The organism is Pedobacter jeongneungensis, assembly GCF_000633455.1.
In the GTDB taxonomy this organism is placed as follows: domain Bacteria; phylum Bacteroidota; class Bacteroidia; order Sphingobacteriales; family Sphingobacteriaceae; genus Pedobacter; species Pedobacter jeongneungensis_A.
The window spans coordinates 76,995-98,124 of the sequence record NZ_AYMG01000012.1 but is presented as its reverse complement, the minus strand read 5'-3'; the positions used below and the strand labels follow the sequence as shown (position 1 = coordinate 98,124).

Genomic DNA, 21,130 nt, shown 5'->3' with positions numbered 1-21,130 from the left:
TTGCCTTTATTTAAAATATGCTAAAATCCTGTCTTTATCTTCGTTGGCCTTATCGTTTTTATGGTAAAGTTCAATAAATATGATTTTCTTTTCTTCTTCAAAATAGGCATAAATTAATCTCAGGCCTGTATTTACTCCTTTCCCTTTTAAACTATCGCAGGTTATTTTCTTAATCTTAATTACACAGGTGTTAATACCTAAATTATCTATCCGAAAACTAAAAGGATTACGTTCATCTGGTTTTACCCTTAAAATAGTTTTAACATCTTCTAAATCTGAATTCAGGCTACAGTATCGCTTTAAAAGTTTTTTAAGGTCTTTGTCAAATTCTATTATGGATTCAAAGTGCATAATCAATCGTTTTCTTCCTCATTATAAACCCTTACTGAATAAGGCAATTCGCGATAAAAAGCTAAATTATAACTGATATCGTTGCCAATTTCGGTTACTTCCCAAGGCAAATCTTTATGTGAATAATCGCTTATAGCATTGGCAGACCAATCGCTCATCTGATCGATTACTTTATCAATTACATCCTTTTCGCTGGCTTTGAGCCTTGTTAAGTCTGCTTTTTCTAGTGGTATAAATCGCTTTTGAGGAAAGCCTTTATAATCTGTTTTGATTTTTTCAAGCTGTTTTAATTCAATCATCTGATCGATAATTATATCCAGTTTTTGAGGAACGGGACCGTAAGGAAGTTTTTTATAATTGGCACCAGTTAAATGTTCCTCATATAATTCGTAATAATTGAAATCAGAGAAATAAAGCAATTTGTACAGTACTGTTTCGCCTACATTGGGTTTGCCAGAACAACGCTCCAATATGTAAAGCAAAATATTTTTAAACTTATTTATATTTAATGTAGGTACAGAAATACGCTCTTCAGAAATATTTTCCTCTGCTTCATCCGGAAGTTCTAAATACTGTTTGTTGTAAAATTTTTTAGATACAAAGTCATCCAGAGAAAAGCTCAAAACAACCGATATTTTTTGCATTTCACTGAAACTGATTCCTCTATTGCCCAACTCTATCTGTGTTAATGATGGACGCGAAATGCCAATACTTTTTGCAAGATCATCCTGAGAGAATCCTTTTTTTAAACGCAGATTTATAATACGCTCACCTATTTCTTTTTTCGAAAGCTCATTTCCCATACCTCAAATATAAGAAATGTTTTATATCAGAACAACAATATGTTCTATTTAAAAACATCTCGAATTAAAATTGAGTATAATAAGTCGTGTTAAGGTTTTACCCTAATATATTTCTCTATAATCACACGATCAACCCCTGCGGCTTCTACTTTTTCAACTCCTTTTTGGATTAAAGTATCCTGATGAATGGCCAGTTTAAAATTAAAGGATTTGCCTTCCCAATTTTTGTTTTTATAATATTCCAGGTGTTCGGTGTAATCCTCTCCTTTTAGTATGAACGTTCCACCGCCTGCATCAAAACTAGTGGTATCTTTGGGATCAAGACTATGTTTCAGAAAAGCAAAATGGCTGTTATTAAATAGCTTGATCATCTTCAGTTTTCCTGAATAATCAGTGGTTTCACTTTTTCCTTTATCAATAGTGGTAGCCGAAATCAATTGCCAGGTACCCTGAATATCAAGGTCTTTTTTATTTTCGTTTTTATTGGCACAAGCCAATAACGAAAGCACAGCAAAGAGCATTAAAATGTTTAATCTCATATTTTATATTATTTGGTTAAATTATCCCCTACCTGCCATTTTAATCAGTTTGTGCGCCAGGTCTTTTCCTAAATAACCGTCTATAATGGCATGTACTACATATAAAATAGGCGTCATTAAAATGGCGACAATAAATTTATAAGTATAATTAACCAAGCCGATTGCGGCGACCATTTTCCAGCTGTAATGGTATTGCGGGTTTAAATAAAAGGCGATAAAAATCACCACAAAACTGTCAATTAGTTGCGATACCAATGTTGAGCCGGTTGCACGTAACCATAATGCACGTTCTCCGGTAATTTTTTTAATCCGGTGGAAAATCAAAACATCTGCCAGCTGTCCAATAATAAATGCAGTGATGGAACCTACAATAATCCACATGCCTTGTCCGAAAATCCCAGCGAAAGCATTGTTCATATTCAGGTCTTCCCCATTAATGTTTTGATGCACCCAAAAATCAGCAGCACTTAAATGCATTGATCCCCATACCACCAAAAAAGCAAAAGCGATTAAAATTGAGGTAAGGACAGATAGAAAGCGGACCTGCTTAACACCAAAATATTCGTTTATAATATCAGTCATGATGAAAATAATAGGCCAGGTTAATACACCGGCAGACATCACAAATGACAAGTTGGGAACACCAAGAAGGTTAATGTCAAACTTTTTAATCCCTAACGTCTCCTCCACACTAAATAATTTAACCCCGATAAACTCTGATAAAATGGCATTGGCCACAAAAAAGCTACCCAGAATGAGTAGTAAACGGCTTTCTTTCGTCTTAAAAGTCATAGAGTATAAATCTAAAAATAAATCACAGATTTTAGCATAAAGAGGCTTCTATTTTTAGCATTGATAACACAAAGATTACGCATCTGCCCTACTGTAAAATTAGTTCAACATAAAATGATGATTTTTACAATCATTCGACGCTAAAAATAGGTTAAGAACTTAAATCTCCCAATCTTTGCGCCATCAAATTCTGGTAATTTCATGGCTAAAAAACAACACTTTTTCTTGATCCTTATTTTGGGCTCACTGGCTGCGCTTGGCCCCTTTTCAATTGATATGTACCTACCTGGTTTTGTGGATATTGCAAAGGATTTAAAAAGCACCGAATCTACTGTTGCACTTTCTTTATCGAGTTTTTTTATCGGGATTTCTGCTGGTCAGTTATTATACGGCCCGCTTTTGGATAAATATGGAAGAAAAAAACCTTTATACTTTGGTTTAGCACTATATATTTTTGCTTCTTTTTTATGTTTGGCGGTAACTGATGTGAATCAATTGATTGTTTTACGTTTTGTACAGGCCATCGGGAGCTGTGCCACAGCCGTAGCTTCTGTGGCAATGGTTAGGGACTTATTCTCTGTAGAAGAAAGTCCAAAGGTTTTTGCTTCATTAATGCTGGTAATTGCTGTTTCACCGATGCTTGCACCAACTGCTGGTGGTTACTTAATTTCGGCCTTAGGATGGAAATATGTATTTGTATTTTTAGGTTTGATGGCGGTTTTAATGCTTCTGGCCTCTATTTTTAAATTACCGGAAAGTTATAAACCTGATCCGAGCTATTCTTTAAAACCGAAGCCTATTTTAACCAATTTTTACACCGTTTTAAAAGAACCGCAATTTTATACCTACGCGCTAATAAGTTCCATCACTTTTTCAGGTTTGTTTGCTTATGTATCTTCATCCCCTCAGGTATTCATGAAGATTTATGAAGTAAGTAAAACAGGTTATGGCTGGATTTTCGCCCTGTTATCGGTAGCTTTTATAGGCTCAAGTCAGGTGAATAGCCTGATTTTAAAATGGTTTACGAGCAAAAAGATTGTAACCTGGGCATTAATTGCACAATGTGTTTTCAGTTTGATCTTTTTGATTTTCGCATTAAATAACTGGCTAAACTTATATTCTACCATTGGTTTTATCGCATTATTTCTGGCCTGCCTAGGCCTGATCAATCCTAATGCTGCTGCTTTATCTCTCGCACCTTTCACCAAAAATGCGGGTAGCGCATCTGCGTTAATGGGTGCCTTGCAAATGGGATTGGGTGCTTTAGCCTCGGTAATGGTAAGTTTATTTAGTGAGCATTCAGTAGTACCAATGCCACTGGTTATGACTGCTGCCGCTTTTATAGCCCTATTTTGTTTATTAATTGGTAGAAGGTTTATCACCAGTGAAGTTGAAGCCTCATCTGATTCTACTATTATAGCGCATTAATTTTTGACCACGAAGACACAAAAAAACAATTGTATCTTTTTGGTGCGCATAGTTCTCAGGTAACTTAGGTAGTTCAATTATTTTTTTTACCACTTAAGTCACCTGAGAACATCTAAAGCATGTGTGTTATTTTTTGTCCAAAAACACAAAATGTCCTACTTCTTGATTGAAGTCCGTTTTCAACTGATCTCAAAGTTTTAACCTTTCGTCGCAGTATTCTCTGCATTGGTCTCAATTGTTAAAATGTGGCCTTAATCGGATATATTTTTGTGTTCAATAGTTCTATAGACACAAAATTTATTCGCCATGAGCAGATACATTAAATATATTGTCGTACTCATTTTGCTTGGTGCGGGCTTCAAAACCAAAGCTCAGGATATCCCACAAGTTTGGGATCTGAAAACGGCTATCGGGTACGCCAAAGAAAAAAACATCAGCATCAATACCTTAAAGCTGAGTTCTCAAACGGCTGAGCAAAATTTAATTGCTTCGAAAGCAGCTGTACTTCCAAATCTGAGCGGGAATGTTTCACAAGCCATCACCAATTATAAATCAGGCTTGCAAAATACCAGTGGTTTTGGCTTAAGTTCTGATATGACGCTTTACAATGGAAGTTATTTAAAAAACGACATCAAGTCTAAAGAACTTAGCCTGCAAACTGCAAATCTATCGGTAGAAGCCGCTAAAAACGATATTACCATCTCCATCACACAGGCTTATCTGAATATTCTATTGGCCAGAGAAAATATCACTTATTTAAAAGATTTGTTGACCACCAGCGAAGCGCAGGTTAAACAATCAGAACAGCAATTTAAATTTGGAACCATTGCAAAAAAAGATCTGTTGCAGTTGCAGGCTACTTATGCCAACGATAAATATACTTTGGTTACAGCGCAGAATACTTTACAGCAGAATATTTTAACCTTAAAACAACTGTTACAAATTCCCACAGCTACTCCTTTTGAAGTAAGTACAACTGATACCGTTGCAGTAGCCCCGGCATTGGATAATTTAGCTTCGGCACAAGATCAGGCATTGCGCACCCGTCCGGAAATTAAAAGCGGTGAATTGAATATCCAGCTTCAAACCACCGAGCTGGCTAAAGCAAAGTCAACCTTACGCCCTACGCTGAGTTTAGGCGGATCGCTAAATACAGGCTATAACAATAATAATATTGGTGGCTATGGCTATCAGCTAAATAATAGCTTTTATCAAAACTTAGGCTTAACGCTATCTATTCCGATTTTTGACAGAAAAGTAACCAAAACAAACGTTGCAAAGGCAAATATTGGTATAGAACAGGCTCGTTTATCTCTTTTGGATACTAAAACGACACTTACTCAAAATGTAGAACGCGCTTACATTAACGTACAGAATGCAAATAGCCAATATGCGGCAGCACAGGAACAGTTTAAATATACAAGCGAGGCTTTGCGCATTTCGAACGCTGCTTTAAAAGAAGGCACCAACAATATTGTAGAAAACCTCCAACAGAAAAACTTATATGTGCAGGCTTTACAGGCATTTGTTCAAGCCAAATATACCGCAAGCCTTTACACTAAGATCTATAATTTTTACACAGGCGTTCCTATTACTAACTAAAATACATGATGATGGCTACCGCCTAGTCTACTTAATATTTGAATCATGAAAAAGAAAACAATATTTATTATCATCGGTATCGCAGTTGCATTGTTTGCGGTTTGGTACTTCGCTTTGCGCAAAAAAGAACAGGTGGTTGTTCTCGAAACCGAAAAACCTAAAATGGGTTATATTTCAGAAAATGTTACCGCCACAGGTAAAGTACAACCGGTAGATACGGTGGCTGTAGGTACACAGGTTTCGGGAACCATTAAAACGCTTTATGCTGATTTCAACTCAAAGGTTAAAAAAGGACAGCTCCTTGCCGAACTTGACAAAACCTTGTTTGAGGCGACTGTAAACCAATATCAGGCCAACCTGGTTAGCGCTCAAAGTGCATTGGTTTACCAGCAGGGCAATTTCAGCCGTCAAAGTAATTTGTATAAAGTTGGTGCGGTAAGCAAAGCAGATTATGATAATGCACTATATACCTATAACGCTTCAAAAGCATCGGTTAATAGCATTAGAGCACAACTTGCCTCGGCACAAAAGAACTTATCACTAGCAAGTATTTATTCTCCAATTGATGGAACCGTACTTTCGAGAAGTGTAAGTGAAGGAACAACTGTAGCGGCAAGTTTCAGTACACCAACCATTTTCAGTATTGCGAAGGACCTGACCAAAATGCAGGTAGAAGCATCTGTAGATGAGGCAGATGTAGGCGATATTTCAAAAGGAGAAAGAGCCACATTTACTGTTGATGCGTTTTTAAACGATACATTTAAAGGAACCATTCAGGAGATCAGGTTAAGTCCATCCATTTCATCAAATGTGGTTACTTATAAAACCATTATCAATACCTCGAATGATGCAAATAAGTTAAAACCCGGTATGACAGCAAACATCACCATCTTCACCAAAGAGGTAAATAATGCGTTGCTTATCCCAACCAAAGCTATAAAATTTGCTCCGGATTCAACATTAGCTGGTAAATATCAAATGAGCTGGATTAATCCAGACAGAAAGCCGGCGGGAGCCGACGAAGCTTATGTTTGGGTACAAAAAAGTCAGAAAGAACTGGTGCAGAAGAAAATTAAAACCGGTATAAACGACAATACACATGTTGAAGTTTTATCAGGATTAGCAGCGGCAGATGTAGTGATTACTGGTTCACAAAGCATGGGTAAAAGTCAGGCGGCAGCTCAAGGTCAATCTAGTCCTTTTATGCCAAAACGCCCAGGCGGTAACAGAAGGAAATAATGGAACAGAAGATATTAGATATACACGATTTAAAACGTGAGTTTGTAATGGGCGATCAAACCGTTAGGGCTTTGAAAGGCATCACTTTCGATATCAAGGCCGGCGAATTTGTAACCATTATGGGCAGTAGTGGCTCGGGTAAAACGACGCTTTTAAATATCCTGGGTTGTTTAGATAAACCTACTGAGGGCAGTTACCTACTTGATGGTGTTGATGTTAAAAGCTTAAACCGTGATGAACTGGCTGGCTTGCGGAATACCAAGATTGGTTTTGTTTTTCAAGCCTATAACTTGCTACCGAGAACATCGGCACTGGAAAATGTAGAGCTTCCTTTGTTTTATAACAAAACCATCACGGCTGAAGAACGGAAAGAAAGAGCCATTAAATCGCTCGAATCGGTAAAACTTGCCGAGCGGTTTGATCATACTCCAAGTCAGCTTTCTGGTGGCCAGCAACAGCGTGTAGCCATCGCCCGGGCTTTAGTTAATCACCCTGTAATGATTTTAGCCGATGAAGCAACCGGAAATTTAGACACCCGTACCTCATACGAAATTATGGCTTTGATGCAGGAACTGAATGCAGAAGGTAAAACCATTGTTTTTGTAACGCACGAACCCGATATCGCTGCTTTTAGTACCAGAACGATTATGCTTCGAGATGGAAAAGTGCAAAAGGACAGTATCAATCAAAATCAACGTTCGGCCAAAGAGGCACTTGCCAATTTACCAGAATCTGATGATTACTAATTTGAGAAGATCATGAGCATTATAAATTTATTAAAGATTGCCTTCAGGGCATTAAAAAGAAATAAGCTACGTGCTTTTTTAACCATGCTCGGTATCATTATCGGGGTGGCCGCGGTAATTGCCATGATGGCGATTGGTGAAGGTTCAAAACAAAGTATCAGGTCTTCATTATCAGGAATGGGCTCAAACATGATTACCATTATGCCGCAAAGTAATGAACCCGGTGGTGTACGTTTGCAGGGAAGCAGCATTCAGACTTTAAAACTGGAAGATATTACAGCAATTCAAAAGTTACAATCCAAAAATATAAATGGCTTATCTCCAGTAGTCTCTACGAGTGGACAGGCCATTAAAGGTGGTTATAACTGGCCAACCACCATTACCGGGGTGAGTCCGGATTATTTGAACATCCGCCAGTTAAAACTTCAGGATGGTATTCTTTTCTCAGAAAATGATGTAAAAAGTTTTGCTAAGGTTTGTCTGTTGGGTAAAACCGTAATCGATAACCTATTTCCTGACGGAAGCAACCCGATCGGGCAGATCATCAGGTTTAAAAATATTCCTTTTCAGGTAATCGGTATTTTAGAACCTAAAGGACAGAGTAATTTTGGTCAGGATCAGGATGATATTATCCTTGCTCCTTTCACCACCGTACAAAAAAGAATTACGGCGACCAATTACTTACAGAGTATTTATGCTTCTGCAACTACGGAAGCTTCAAGCGCAGCTGCCACAACCGAAATTTCGGATGCCATAAGAGAAAGCCACAGGTTAACTGCGGCAGAAACCGACGATTTTCAGGTACGTACACAGGCTGAATTAATCAGTACCATCAGTTCTACCAGTAGCATGTTAACCGTTCTTTTAACCGCTATTGCTGGTATATCACTATTTATTGGTGGTATAGGGATTATGAATATTATGTATGTTTCGGTTACCGAACGTACCCGAGAAATAGGTTTACGTATGTCAATCGGTGCCCGCGGACAAGATGTTTTAATGCAATTTTTAATAGAAGCGGTTTTAATCAGTATTACAGGTGGTATTATAGGGGTGATATTGGGTGTAAGTTCAGCTTACCTTATTTCTTACTTCCTAAACTGGCCAATTTTAATTTCCGAATCTTCAATCGTTATTTCCTTTATTGTATGTGCGGTAACAGGAGTTTTTTTCGGCTACTACCCGGCAAAAAAAGCCTCTAATTTAGATCCGATCGATGCATTAAGATACGAATAGCGATTAGCACCAGGGCTAGCGATCTCGTCATGCCCGCGCAGGCGGGGGATCTTAAAGCATTTTAACATGATCCCTGAAATTAATTCAGCGTGACAAAGCGTAAAAACATAATAAATAATAACTTAGCGATGCAAAGCGCCAAAGAAAAAATAATGACAATTAATTTCTCCAAAAAGTGGATAAAAATTACCCTGCATATTCTGGTATGGGTGATTTTGATCACTTTGCCTTATATTATTAATGTTAACCGAAGCCGCCCTCCTCACCCGCTAAGCAGTTACGAAGAAAACCAGTTCCTGCGCTTAAATTTCATCAGTTACTTCTACTGGATTGCTATATTTTATTTAAATCACAAGGTTTTAATTCCCTCATTTTTTTACAGAAAGAAATATTTGTGGTATGGCTTATCGTTTATTGGCTGTTTACTTTTGGCTATCACCATTCATTCTATATTATTCAGGATTTTACTGCCCGATTTTGATTTCAGCCTTGGCCGTACACTTTGGTTTAATACACCGACATTTTTATTAACGATTGCAGCCAGTACTGCCTTTACCATGATCTATGACCGGATTAACGAGGAGAAAAGAGCTTTGCAACGCGAAAAGGAAAATATGAAAACCGAACTTTCATTTTTGCGTTCACAGATCAGTCCACACTTTATTTTTAATGTTTTAAACAATATTGTGGCGCTGGTAAGGCTTAAAAGCAATGAATTGGAACCAACGGTGATGAAATTATCAGGTTTGATGCAATATATGCTTTATGAAACTGACGAAGAAAAAGTATCCATCAAAACCGAAACCGAATACCTGCAGGCTTATATTGATTTGCAAAAACAGCGTTTCGGTAAAAAGGTAACTATAGAAACGAACATTGATATTGAAAGTGAATTTGATGAGATTGAACCCATGTTATTGATCCCGTTTATTGAAAATGCCTTTAAACATGGGGTCGGGATGATTGAAAAACCCCAAATATTCGTTAACTTAAAAACAGAAGACGAACTTTTGACGTTTACTGTCCGGAATAAATATAGCGAAGACGAGACTGAGGTAAAAGATGCTGCATCTGGCATTGGCCTTGCAAATGTAAGCAGACGGTTAAATTTACTTTATGGCAAAGAACATCAGCTGGAAATTGAGAAAAAAGATGGCTGGTTTAATGTTTACCTCACTTTAAAATTAACAGTATGATAAAATGTTTAGCCATTGATGATGAGCCTTTAGCCCTGCAATTACTGGCTGACAACATTAGCCGTATTCCTTTTTTAGAATTGGTCGCCAGTTGCGATGATGCCTTTGCTGCCAATAAAATGATGCAGGAACAATCGATAGACCTGATTTTTATAGATATTCAGATGCCCGGCATTACAGGTTTACAATTTATTCAGAGTTTGGTAAAAAAGCCAATGGTAATTATTGTTACGGCTTATAAACAATATGCTTTGGACGGTTTCGCACTCGATGTGGTGGATTATTTAATGAAACCGGTATCGCTCGATCGTTTTATGAAAGCCTGCAATAAAGCTAAAGATCTGTACGAACTCAAACAATCGGCAGAACATGCCAACCTACCCAAACAGGATTATATGTTCGTAAATGTGGGCTACAGTTTAATGAAGATCAATTTTAATGAAATTACCTACGTAGAAGGACTCAAAGATTATATCCAGATCCATATATCAACCAGTCCGAAAGCCGCGGTAGTGCGTATGAGCATGAAAAGTGTAGAAGAACAACTGCCTGCTCATTTCGAAAGGATCCACAAATCATTTATCGTAAACATCAATCAAATAACGTCCATTAGAAAAAATGCTTTATTTATTGATGATAAGGAGTTGCCGGTAAGCGATAGCTATAAACAGGTAATTGAAAAGTTGATTAAATAATTTAATTTGCACAACTTGTCATTCTGAACGCAGTGAAGAATCTCAAAATAATGCAAAATTGATTTCAATTAACGCTAAATAACAGAGTTGTCAAAGATTCTTTGTTCCTACCATTGACAGATTCCAAAAGCAAGGTCGTCATTGCGAGAAGGAACGACGAAGCAATCTTTCATAATAGTGATCCCTGCCATAAAGATTGCTTCGTCGGCTGAAAAAGCCTTCTCGCAATGACGATTCACACGACCTAGAATGCACTAAAAATCCTTATTCGTTAATATTGATTTTTATGCGATAAATTTAGCCTCAGAATGACAGCATGTAAACCTTAAGCGGTCTTCACCTCGTCCTCACTATAATCTTTAATATCAGTAATATACCCGTTTATCAAAAGAAAGTCGAATAAAGGTTTTGCCTCTGGTGTAACCGGCATATTGGCTGTGGTAATTACCTGATTGGTTTTTTTATCCAGGAAAGGATAGGCAAATAAACGCACATTGGTATTAAACATATCGTTCACGTAGCTTAATAACTGACCTGAATAATTTTCGCCGGTAAAGTTTTTAGAATTGAATACAAATTTCAAGTTGTTGATGTTTGTTGCCAATCCAACACTTTTAGGCTTGCACCTTGCCAGATATTTCGCTAAACGGTTATGGCGGGTAAAGTTAGATACGATTACAATGTTGCCCGTATCGCACATTTCCTGTGCTCTTTTAGCCACCGTTTCCAGGTCAATATCATCAGGGGTTTCTTGTCCATCCGTTAAAACATTGGTTAACAAAACCTCTATCATTACCGCAAGGTTCCCCTCCTCTACTTTATTTGTACGTTTAAACTGATCGGTAGCTTTATTGAACAGATTAAAGTTAGGCAACGATTTCTGACCATATTTGGTACGTAAGATCATGATATCTTTCTTATACAACAGATCTTTGGCCTGCCTGGGATGTGCATCTGCATCGAAAATGGCCGCTGCAGAAAAATCTTTCATAATCATATACAGATTAAGCAAGATGTTATCCACTTCAGGAAAAGCTGGTCCTTTAACCGAAATCAGGTCGATTTCTACAGATCCGATGGTTAAGTTATCAGCTAAAGATTCTACCATCAGTTTTGGATCCTGATAATGGTAAAATGCTGCATAAAGCAGGTTTACACCAATTATCCCTAAAACACGCTGTTGCATGTTCACATCCGTATCCAACAAACGCACATGGAAGAATATTTCATTTGGTGAGCCGCCCGGTTCGCTCTGGAAACGAATACCAACCCAGCCATGAGGTTCATTTGTACGTTTATAATTCAGGGTAGTAACGGTATCAGCGAAAGCAAAAAAAGTACGGCTTTCGTATTTTTCGCCCGATAAACGTTCATTAAGTAAACCAAATTCATGATCGAGCATCTGCAAAAGGCGGTTCTGACTTACATAACGACCATTACTTTCTGCTCCATAAATAGCGTCACTAAAAGTCATGTCGTAAGCCGACATCGTTTTGGCAACCGTTCCGGATGCTGCGCCAGCATTAAAAAAGTTTCTCGAAACTTCCTGTCCCGCTCCTATCTCGGCAAAGGTGCCGTAAATTCGTGGGTCAAGGTTTATTTTAAGTGCTTTACGCTTTGTATCCAGAATTTCTCTCTCCATGCCGCAAAAGTACGAAAAATGAGATTAACGTGATTTTAAGAATGCAACTTAAAATCAATCTAAATACTGCATTCCTTTAATCGTCATATTGGTTCGATAGCTATCTGATGAAGCATAGTCCCGAACCTTCTGAGGAGAGATCTATATTTTAAATCCAATCAGCAGATTTTTCCACTTCGGTCGAAATGACGAATTTCTATAAACAAAATAAGGTTAATGCCATCCGGCATTAACCTTATAAAACCTAAACTTAAACCAAACTATTATGAAAAATCCTCTTCCGAGAATATTTTATTACGATACTATAATTTCTTTATGTTGTAATTTAGCATCGTCTTTTTTGCTGATGTTGATTGATAAAATACCATCTTTATATTCAGCAGTAATGTTATCGCCATCGGCACTATCAGGTAAATTAAATGATCTTGCGAAAGAGCTGTAATCAAATTCTTTACGTGTAAAATCTTTAGCTACCTGGGTTTCGTCTTTTTTAACTTCTGCCCAAACAGAAAGCGTGTCTTTTTTTAAATTGATCTGAAAATCTTCTTTTTTTAATCCCGGAGCAGCTAACTCAATAACGTAAGCAGTTTCATTTTCATGAATATTCACATTTGGCGATTTATCAACCATTTTGTTTTTAGTTATGGCATCGCTAAACAATGAATCAAAAACATTGTTAAAGTAAGGAGCTGTGTTACGGGTTCTGTTGTTAAAATTTACTAGTGTCATATCGCTTATTCTTTATTTTTTTAATTTTTAAATTGATAATTCATCCTATTCAACTTATATACCAATCCAAATATTTATGATTTTTAAGACATTTTGGCAAAATAAATCTAAATCAAAAGACAAATTGACAGATATTAAGGCTTTTTCAGACAAATTCAACTATAAAACCAATATTCATTTGCGCTTTATTGATTTCGATATAATGGGGCATGTAAATAATTCTATCTACTTTACTTACCTCGAAATTGCCAGAACCAAATACTGGGAAGAAATTATAAAATGGGACTGGAAGAAAACCGGAATCGTGATTGCCCATGCAGAGCTGGATTATATTTTACCCATTGTAATGAACGATAAAATAGCCATCCATGTAAAAACATCAAGAATTGGCAATACCAGTTTTGACCTGGATTACCAGATTGTAAAAATAAAAGGGACTGAAGAAGTAATCTGCAGTAAAGGCAAAACCGTTTGCATTGCGGTTGATTACTCCACAGGTAAACCCACCGCAATCCCAGAAGAAGAAAAACAGAAAATGCTGGGGTTTGAACAGCTGTAAAAATACCAGTCGTCATGCTGAATTTATTTCAGCATCTTAATATAAAAAGCTACCATAAAGACCCTGAAACAAGTTCAGGGTGACGAATATTAATCAGGCATAATCTTTCCAGGGTTTAATATTCCATTCGGATCGAAAACATTTTTAATGCCCCTCATTAAATTAAGATGGATTTCGGAATATTTGATCGGCATAAATTCTTTTTGCACCAAACCAATTCCGTGTTCACCAGATAAAGTTCCACCTAAAACAGTGGTTAATTCGAATATTTCGGCAATGCCGAATTTGAGTTTATTTTTCCAGTCTTCATCACTCATTCCGGCTTTAATGATGTTTACATGCAGGTTTCCATCACCAGCGTGACCATAACAAACACTTTCGAAACCGTATTTTGTTCCAATTTCTTTTATTCCACTGATTAATTTAGGCAAAGCTGCACGCGGAACAACGGTATCTTCTTCCTTGTATACAGAATTCGATTTTACAGATTCGGCCATTGTTCTGCGCATCCGCCAGAGTTCTTCTTTTTGAGAAGCAGTATCCGCAAACAAAACTTCTGTACAGTTGTGCTCTTCTAACACCACATTGGTTTTCTCACAATTTTTAAAAATATCATCTAAATCATCGCCATCAAACTCAATCATCAACAATGCAGCAACATCATCCTTTAAATCAAATTTAATATCGTCAAATTTAATTACCCACTCCACACCTTTCCTTTCCATAAACTCCAAAGCTGATGGCGTAACCCCTGCCCTAAAAATTGCTGAGACAGCTGCGCATGCATCTTCGTTAGTACTAAAAGAGCCCATCATTAAAACGGATTGGGTTGGTTTAGGCAAAAGTTTGGTTACAATTTTGGTAACCACACCTAAAGTCCCTTCCGAACCAATCATTAACTGCGTTAAATTATAACCTGATGCATATTTTAAAGTATTGGCACCTGTCCAGATGATATCACCGTTAGGCAAAACCACTTCCAGATTTAAAATATACTCGCGTATCGTTCCATATTTCACCACCCTTGGTCCACCAGAACCATGGGCCACATTGCCACCAATAAAGCAAGATCCTTTACTGCTTGGATCAACTGGGTATAAAAGTCCCTTTTCGGCAACAGCATTAATAAATTCTTCTGTAATTACGCCCGGTTCAACCGTTGCCTGTAAGTTTTCGGTATCAATATCGATAATGGCTTTAAATTTTTCCATTGATAAGGAAACACCGCCATAAATTGGTAAAGCGGCGCCACTCAAACCTGTACCACCTCCTCTGGGCGTTACTGGAACATGATGTGCGTTACAGATTTTCAGCACTGCAGAAACTTCTTCCGGAGAATTTGGTTTCACCACAATTTCGGGCTGATAGCGTAAATCTTCCGTTTCATCGTGACTGTAATGATTTAAACTTTCCGCATCAGTAAAAACTTTATCTGCTCCTATTGCCGCTTTAATTTCTGCTAAAATTTCAGGATTTATCTTGGTAAAATTCATTTTATTTGGCTGATGTGTAAGATAATTTAACAAAAGAGTGTCCGATTTGGCCAGGCATAGGCGGATTTAATTTCTTCATGCTCACTTGAATGGTATCAATAAAAGGATAAAGTTCAATTACTTTAGAAATGATATTCTTCAAAACCGTCTCTAAAAGCTTTTGAGTATGCTTCATTTCCTGGAGAATGATATTATTCAGATCTTCATAATTAACGGTCTGAGCCAGTTCATCATCAAAACCTCGTGGTATAAATTCTGTTTCTAAATCTACAACAAAATGATTTCCAATAAGTTGCTCTTCCGGATAATAACCATGCAGGGCAAAACATTTTACATCTTTTAAGGCTACTGTTTGTTTGAAATGGCTCATGTATGTTCTGTAAGCTGCAAAATTAAATTTTTATTCATGAATATAATGCCCCTTGCCGTAAATTGTTACCTTTGAAATGAACGCGATTTCTTAACCAGATAACACGAAATTACATGAGCAAATCAACAAAAAAAGACCTTTATGAGGCACCAGACTATTATTTGTTGGACGAACTGTTAACCGATGAGCATAAATTAATCCGTGCAACAGCGAGAGATTGGGTAAAAAAAGAGGTTAGCCCGATTATTGAAGATTATGCTCAGAGAGCAGAATTCCCAAAACATTTAATAAAAGGTTTAGCTGATATTGGTGCTTTTGGACCAACCATTCCGGTTGAGTATGGAGGAGCCGGTTTAGATTATACGGCTTATGGAATTTTGATGCAGGAAATTGAACGTGGCGATTCTGGTATCCGTTCAACCGCCTCTGTTCAGGGCTCGTTGGTAATGTATCCTATTTATGTCTATGGTACAGAAGAGCAACGTAAAAAGTACCTCCCTAAACTTGCTAGTGGCGAAATGATGGGCTGTTTCGGATTAACAGAGCCTGATCATGGCTCTAATCCGGGCGGAATGGTAACGAACATTAAAGATGCAGGGAGCCACTATATATTAAACGGTGCCAAAATGTGGATCAGCAACGCCCCTTTTGCAGATATTGCTGTGGTTTGGGCAAAAGATGAATCAGGCAAGATCAGGGGAATGGTGGTAGAACGTGGAATGGAAGGATTTTCGACTCCGGAAACACATAACAAATGGAGTTTAAGGGCTTCAGCAACAGGTGAATTGGTTTTTGATCATGTTAAAGTACCTAAAGAAAATATTTTCCCTGAAATCAGCGGATTAAAAGGACCGTTGGGCTGCTTAAACCAGGCGCGTTATGGTATTGCCTGGGGCGCTTTAGGCGCAGCAATGGACTGCTACGACACTGCTCTACGCTATTCAAAAGAACGTGTACAGTTTGGGAAACCCATTGGTGGTTTCCAGTTACAGCAAAAGAAACTGGCTGAAATGGTAACCGAAATAACCAAAGGTCAGCTTTTGGTTTGGCGTTTAGGCGTATTAAAAAGTGAAAACAGGGCTTCGGCTGAGCAAATATCGATGGCCAAAAGAAACAGTGTGGAAATTGCACTCGATATTGCCCGAAATGCCCGCCAAATGCTTGGCGGAATGGGAATTACCGGCGAGTATTCGATTATGCGACACATGATGAACCTCGAATCGGTAGTAACCTATGAGGGTACACACGATATACATTTACTGATTACGGGAATGGACGTAACAGGATTAAACGCCTTTAAATAACAACAATAATTATATGCTTAGAAAAAGCGCTCTCCAACTTTTATTTCTTTTTGTCTTCACCTTATTATCCTTAGAATCAATTGCGCAGGGTAAAAATTTTTCTACCTCGCGTACAGAACCTTCGTGGATTAGAAAGGTAGTTACAGTAGATAAGAAACCTGCGAACAAAGACATCCAGGATGGTTATTACATCTTTTTATTTGAAAAGCAAAATAACCTGGAAACCAACGAATACTACCAGCACATGATCAGGGACATTAGTTCGGGCAATGGCGTTCAAAATGGTTCCGAAATCTCTATTTCTTACGATCCGAGTTACGAAAAACTCATCTTTCATAAGCTGGTGATCTGGCGGAACAACAAGCCGCTGGATAAACTAAACGCCCAGAAATTTAAGATTATTCAAAAGGAGAAAGAACTTTCGCGTTTTATATACAGTGGCCTATATACTGCTTATTTAATTCTGGACGACATTAGAAAAGGCGACAAAATAGAATATTCATATACGATTAAGGGAAGTAATCCGGCCTTTACCAAATACTCGAATACCATTTATTTTGAAGGTGGCAGTCAGATTGTAAATGTATATAACAACATCATTTTCAGCAACAAACGCAATATTAATACCAAAAATTTTAATGATGCGCCTAAACTTAAAAAAACAGCTGAAAACGGTCTTAATATTTTCGAATGGCAAACAGCCATGACCAAAACTTATCCGGATAACGATAATGAGCCTTCTTATTATAATCCCTATGCCAGGGTTCAGCTTTCTGAATACAATAGCTGGAAAGAAATTGTTAACTGGGGACTGAATTTAAAAAATTACGACTTAAAAAATTCAAAAATCATTAACGATAAAATAGCCGAGCTTAAGGTTAAGTCCAAAAATGATCAGAAAAAATACCTAACACTTGCAACCAGGTTTGTTCAGGATGAAATCCGTTATATGGGCATCGAAATTGGGGAATATTCGCACCGCCCCAACACGCCCGAAAAAATATTGCAACAGCGTTATGGCGATTGTAAGGATAAAGCAACTTTACTTTGCTACCTGTTAAATGCCAATAGGATTAAGGCATATTCAGTTTTTATCAATACCTATCTTGAAAAAGAAACAGCAGCCCTACTACCTAGTCCGACAGTATTTAACCACGAGGTAGTAATGGTTGAAATTGACGATCGGAATATTTATATCGACCCCACTATTTCCGATCAAAGGGGCCCGATAACAAGTATCAATTTTCCATACGATGCTAATGTTCTGGTCATAAAACCGGGAACCAACGCTTTAAAAACTACACCATCGCGTATCCTTGGCAAAACAAAATCACGTACGGTATTTAAAGTTGGCGACACGGCCAAAAAAGAAAAAACGAGCCTTAAAATAGTAACCACCTATTCCAATAACTACGCTGATGATTATAGAGCAAATTTAAGCGAAGATGGTATTGATTCTTACGAAAAAACCTACTTAGATTACTATGTAGGGATTTATCCAGGACTTACCGTAAAAAAACCGCTTAAAGTGGATGATAATGAGGAGGAAAATATCATTACGGTAACAGAAGATTACGAGATCAAAAACTTTTGGGCAAAAGATGAATCTGATAAATCAAAATTATCTGCATTTTTTTATGGAGATCTGATTGAAGACGAACTTGTTTCATTAAAAAAGTACAGGGATGTACCACTTTCAACAGTATACCCTTCCAATATCGATCAGGAGATCAATATTATACTTCCATTTGTGGCAAATGTAGAACGGGAAAATGTAAATATAGATAATGAAAATTATCGTTTTCTGTACTCGGCACATTCTAAGCTTGATACGCTATACCTATCCTATTATTTTCAAAATTTTAAACCTGTATTGGAAACCAATAGCTTAGAACAGTACATTAAAGACAAAAAAGAGATTAAAAACACCATATCTTATGGCATTTATTACGATGGGAACGGCTTCTACAATGGAAGAAATAATAGCGCATCAAAATCTTATGCAAACATCAATTACTGGCTTGTAACCCTAACGATCTTCTCTTTCCTGTTATTTATTGGTTTAACGCTGATCATTTATTTCAAAAAGCAATCTTTTGATTTAGAAGCGATTAAATCCGCACCTCAAATTGGTGGCTGGCTCATATTGGTTGCTATTGGAGTTGCAATATCTCCAATAACTATTTTCATCAGTGTAGTTAAGTCTGGACTGTATAATCAGCTCAATTGGGATAACCTCGATAATCTAAGCAGATTTGCAACTTTTGGGTTTAAGTTTACTTTTATTTTCGAATGCGTTTTTAATGCCTGTTTATTGGCTTCAAGCATATTGATTATATTTTTATTTTTCGAAAGAAGGAAAATTTTTCCAAAAACCATTATTACTTTCAAAATTTTAGCATTCGTAGCTGCATTATTGGATATTTTAAGTGTCGTTTTAGTGAGCGAAACTACAGACAAAACATTTTATTATACTACCTTCCCAACACTCTTAGGGCAGGCAATTGCTTCTTGCATATGGATTTTATACTTCTTAAAATCGGACCGGGTTAAAGCCACATTTGTATTTACCTATCCTAAACACTTATGGACTATGGCTTTGATACAAGATTTATCTAAAAACTTCGAGAGCAATAATATTCCAAATAATACTTCTAATTTTGAGGCGCATAATAGAATAGAAGAAAATGAAAGACTTTAAAAAATACACCTACATACCTGCCTCAACTGAAGAAGTTTATTTAGCGCTTACCAAAGATATAAGCATAAAACTATGGACAGGTGCTGAAGTTGAGTTTGAAGAAGTGCCTGGAACGGAATTTTCTTTCTGGGATGGAGATATTACGGGTAAAAACATCGAATTTACTTATGGCAAGCAGATTGTGCAGCAGTGGTATTTCGGAGAAGAAAACGAACCTTCTATCGTAACCATTAAACTTCACGAAGATAAAAAGGGAACATCGTTGGAATTTAAGCAGACCAATATCCCTGATGAAGATTATGAGGATTTTACTGAAGGTATTCAGGAATATTTTTTAGGTGGACTGGTTGATTTTTTTGATGAATAAATAAGAATCAACAAAATGAAAAATCAAATTATCGCTCTTTCTTCTTTACTTTTCCTTGCCGCATTTACTTCTTGCACATCTTTGCTTACCCCAGCTGTATTGGGTAACAATATGGGTTATATGCCAAAAGCAATGGGTGCAGATACCCTAAAAACCTTAACAACGGCATCAGCAAGTTATGCTGGTTCTACTTCGCCGAACACTGGTACCAATTTCGGGTTAGGAATGGCAAATATAAGCCGTTCGCATACCTTCGAAAAAGCAAATATTTCTTATGGAATTTTCGGTTATGTAGGAAAAGCAAAAGGTGGAGATAGGGATAAAAATGCACCTGATTTAAAGAATTATCTTCCATCATTTCAAAAATCCATTAGTGGCGTTGGTTTACGGTTATCTGCCGGATTTCATAATACCTCAGCTAATGGCAATACAGATTTCAGGTACATTAACTTTGAAAATGCACTTAGTTTCGAGGGTGGGGCTTATACCAAATTCAGACAAGAGGTATACAACAACCCTATTCCAGATTACGTAGCGGTAACAAATAGAAAAATACTTTGGACAACAGGATTATCTACGGAAGTGATCTGGAGAGCCAGAAATGACCATGGTATACGGCACGCATTTAGATTTTTTCTTGGCGGTACGCCTAATTTTGCAAATAGTTTCAGATCTGGGGTAAAAGCCTACGATGAAATTAACGGGAAAAACTCATTTGGCTGGGTTTTTAATTATTTCTTATACATCAAGCAATTTTCTCTTTCTTATGAATTGGCTGATAACGTTAATTATGCACAAAAAATAAGCTTCGGCTATTCATTTCAATAAAACATAATGGATCAGGTACTGTTCTGATATAAATAAAATATTATGAACAGAACATTAGGAATTGTATTAATAGTTGTGGGCATCGCCATGCTCATCTGGACTGGCTTCTCTTATACTAAAAGAGAAAAAATTGTTGACGCAGGCCCCATTCAAATATCTGCCGATAAGGAAAAATCTGTTAACTGGCCTCCATATGCTGGTGGTATCATCTTAGTTGCCGGTGTAATTGTATTTATGGCTTCCAAAAACAAAAAGTAATATACCTAATCTTTCTTGGCATTCTTTTCAATCAAGTTCGGCAATAATCTGTGCTCTAGCTCATTATTGTAAAATTTTTAAACAATTGATTTTCAACATCTTAATGGTTTTGTTGATTATTTTCGCAACTATGTTGCAAAAATATCGCTCTTTATTTTGCAACATAGTTGCAATTAACTAACTTAGTACTGTTGCAACCGGGGATAAGCCGAAACCCCGTAACCACCAGTAGGCATCAACATTAATCAATTA

At 37.1% G+C, this 21,130-nt stretch carries 21 protein-coding genes; 13 read left to right on the top strand and 8 right to left on the bottom strand.

Features of this window, described 5'->3' with window-relative positions:
• Nucleotides 1-6 precede the first annotated feature (6 nt).
• From U859_RS0111630 to U859_RS0111615, 4 genes are all read right to left on the bottom strand, one after another.
• Nucleotides 7-351: a hypothetical protein gene (locus U859_RS0111630; RefSeq protein ID WP_025143545.1), complete on the bottom strand. Its 345-nt coding sequence runs from the start codon at nucleotides 349-351 to the stop codon at nucleotides 7-9.
• 2 nt (nucleotides 352-353) lie between these two features.
• A complete protein-coding gene (locus tag U859_RS0111625; RefSeq protein ID WP_025143544.1) occupies nucleotides 354-1,154 on the bottom strand; it encodes a type II toxin-antitoxin system antitoxin SocA domain-containing protein in 801 nt (266 codons plus the stop codon).
• Between the two features lie 89 nt (nucleotides 1,155-1,243).
• Nucleotides 1,244-1,693 (bottom strand): hypothetical protein, encoded by a 450-nt coding sequence (locus U859_RS0111620; RefSeq protein ID WP_025143543.1) that lies wholly within the window; start codon nucleotides 1,691-1,693, stop codon nucleotides 1,244-1,246.
• A gap of 21 nt (nucleotides 1,694-1,714) precedes the next feature.
• The gene (locus tag U859_RS0111615) at nucleotides 1,715-2,485 is read right to left on the bottom strand and encodes a queuosine precursor transporter (RefSeq protein ID WP_025143542.1); all 771 of its coding nucleotides are present in this window, start codon (nucleotides 2,483-2,485) and stop codon (nucleotides 1,715-1,717) included.
• Between the two features lie 201 nt (nucleotides 2,486-2,686).
• Between U859_RS0111615 and U859_RS0111610 the strand changes: the two genes are divergently transcribed.
• The 7 genes from U859_RS0111610 to U859_RS0111580 all read left to right on the top strand — a co-directional run bounded on the left by U859_RS0111610 (nucleotide 2,687) and on the right by U859_RS0111580 (nucleotide 10,627).
• Nucleotides 2,687-3,913: a multidrug effflux MFS transporter gene (locus tag U859_RS0111610; RefSeq protein ID WP_025143541.1), complete on the top strand. Its 1,227-nt coding sequence runs from the start codon at nucleotides 2,687-2,689 to the stop codon at nucleotides 3,911-3,913.
• Nucleotides 3,914-4,219: 306 nt separating this feature from the next.
• Nucleotides 4,220-5,515, top strand: coding sequence for a TolC family protein (locus U859_RS0111605; RefSeq protein WP_025143540.1), 1,296 nt, complete (start codon nucleotides 4,220-4,222; stop codon nucleotides 5,513-5,515).
• A gap of 45 nt (nucleotides 5,516-5,560) precedes the next feature.
• Nucleotides 5,561-6,754 carry an efflux RND transporter periplasmic adaptor subunit gene (locus tag U859_RS0111600; RefSeq protein ID WP_025143539.1) on the top strand — a complete coding sequence of 398 codons (1,194 nt, stop codon included), beginning with the start codon at nucleotides 5,561-5,563 and terminating at the stop codon, nucleotides 6,752-6,754.
• The gene (locus U859_RS0111595; RefSeq protein ID WP_025143538.1) at nucleotides 6,754-7,500 is read left to right on the top strand and encodes an ABC transporter ATP-binding protein; all 747 of its coding nucleotides are present in this window, start codon (nucleotides 6,754-6,756) and stop codon (nucleotides 7,498-7,500) included. Before U859_RS0111600 ends, U859_RS0111595 begins: the two co-directional genes overlap by 1 nt.
• Nucleotides 7,501-7,512: 12 nt before the next feature.
• Complete coding sequence (locus tag U859_RS0111590; protein WP_025143537.1) at nucleotides 7,513-8,736, top strand: ABC transporter permease; 1,224 nt, start codon at nucleotides 7,513-7,515, stop codon at nucleotides 8,734-8,736.
• A gap of 152 nt (nucleotides 8,737-8,888) precedes the next feature.
• A complete protein-coding gene (locus U859_RS0111585; protein ID WP_029985671.1) occupies nucleotides 8,889-9,932 on the top strand; it encodes a sensor histidine kinase in 1,044 nt (347 codons plus the stop codon).
• On the top strand, nucleotides 9,929-10,627 hold the full coding sequence (locus tag U859_RS0111580; RefSeq protein WP_029985670.1) for a LytR/AlgR family response regulator transcription factor: 699 nt from the start codon (nucleotides 9,929-9,931) through the stop codon (nucleotides 10,625-10,627). The genes U859_RS0111585 and U859_RS0111580 overlap by 4 nt, the downstream gene beginning before the upstream one ends.
• A 325-nt stretch (nucleotides 10,628-10,952) precedes the next feature.
• Here U859_RS0111580 and U859_RS0111575 read toward each other — a convergent pair whose 3' ends face one another.
• On the bottom strand, nucleotides 10,953-12,269 hold the full coding sequence (locus tag U859_RS0111575) for a hypothetical protein (protein WP_025143534.1): 1,317 nt from the start codon (nucleotides 12,267-12,269) through the stop codon (nucleotides 10,953-10,955).
• A gap of 294 nt (nucleotides 12,270-12,563) precedes the next feature.
• Entirely contained in the window at nucleotides 12,564-12,998 is a 435-nt protein-coding gene (locus U859_RS0111570) for an Hsp20/alpha crystallin family protein (RefSeq protein WP_025143533.1), read from the bottom strand.
• 76 nt (nucleotides 12,999-13,074) lie between these two features.
• On the opposite strand from U859_RS0111570, the gene U859_RS0111565 reads away from it, so the two are divergent.
• Nucleotides 13,075-13,557, top strand: a complete 483-nt coding sequence (locus U859_RS0111565) for an acyl-CoA thioesterase (RefSeq protein WP_029985669.1) — start codon at nucleotides 13,075-13,077, stop codon at nucleotides 13,555-13,557.
• Nucleotides 13,558-13,646: 89 nt separating this feature from the next.
• Here the strand turns inward: U859_RS0111565 and U859_RS0111560 are convergent, their stop codons facing one another.
• The gene (locus U859_RS0111560; protein WP_025143532.1) at nucleotides 13,647-15,050 is read right to left on the bottom strand and encodes an FAD-binding oxidoreductase; all 1,404 of its coding nucleotides are present in this window, start codon (nucleotides 15,048-15,050) and stop codon (nucleotides 13,647-13,649) included.
• Nucleotide 15,051: 1 nt separating this feature from the next.
• Nucleotides 15,052-15,420, bottom strand: coding sequence for a dihydroneopterin aldolase (locus U859_RS0111555; protein WP_025143531.1), 369 nt, complete (start codon nucleotides 15,418-15,420; stop codon nucleotides 15,052-15,054).
• A gap of 113 nt (nucleotides 15,421-15,533) precedes the next feature.
• Between U859_RS0111555 and U859_RS0111550 the strand changes: the two genes are divergently transcribed.
• The 5 genes from U859_RS0111550 to U859_RS0111530 are packed head-to-tail and all read left to right on the top strand — an operon-like array spanning nucleotide 15,534 to nucleotide 20,878.
• Nucleotides 15,534-16,724, top strand: coding sequence for an acyl-CoA dehydrogenase family protein (locus U859_RS0111550; RefSeq protein ID WP_025143530.1), 1,191 nt, complete (start codon nucleotides 15,534-15,536; stop codon nucleotides 16,722-16,724).
• Nucleotides 16,725-16,737: 13 nt separating this feature from the next.
• On the top strand, nucleotides 16,738-19,425 hold the full coding sequence (locus tag U859_RS0111545; RefSeq protein WP_025143529.1) for a DUF3857 domain-containing protein: 2,688 nt from the start codon (nucleotides 16,738-16,740) through the stop codon (nucleotides 19,423-19,425).
• On the top strand, nucleotides 19,412-19,792 hold the full coding sequence (locus U859_RS0111540) for an SRPBCC domain-containing protein (RefSeq protein ID WP_025143528.1): 381 nt from the start codon (nucleotides 19,412-19,414) through the stop codon (nucleotides 19,790-19,792). Before U859_RS0111545 ends, U859_RS0111540 begins: the two co-directional genes overlap by 14 nt.
• 15 nt (nucleotides 19,793-19,807) lie before the next feature.
• Nucleotides 19,808-20,620, top strand: coding sequence for a hypothetical protein (locus U859_RS0111535; RefSeq protein ID WP_025143527.1), 813 nt, complete (start codon nucleotides 19,808-19,810; stop codon nucleotides 20,618-20,620).
• Between the two features lie 42 nt (nucleotides 20,621-20,662).
• On the top strand, nucleotides 20,663-20,878 hold the full coding sequence (locus U859_RS0111530) for a hypothetical protein (RefSeq protein ID WP_025143526.1): 216 nt from the start codon (nucleotides 20,663-20,665) through the stop codon (nucleotides 20,876-20,878).
• Nucleotides 20,879-21,130 lie beyond the last annotated feature (252 nt).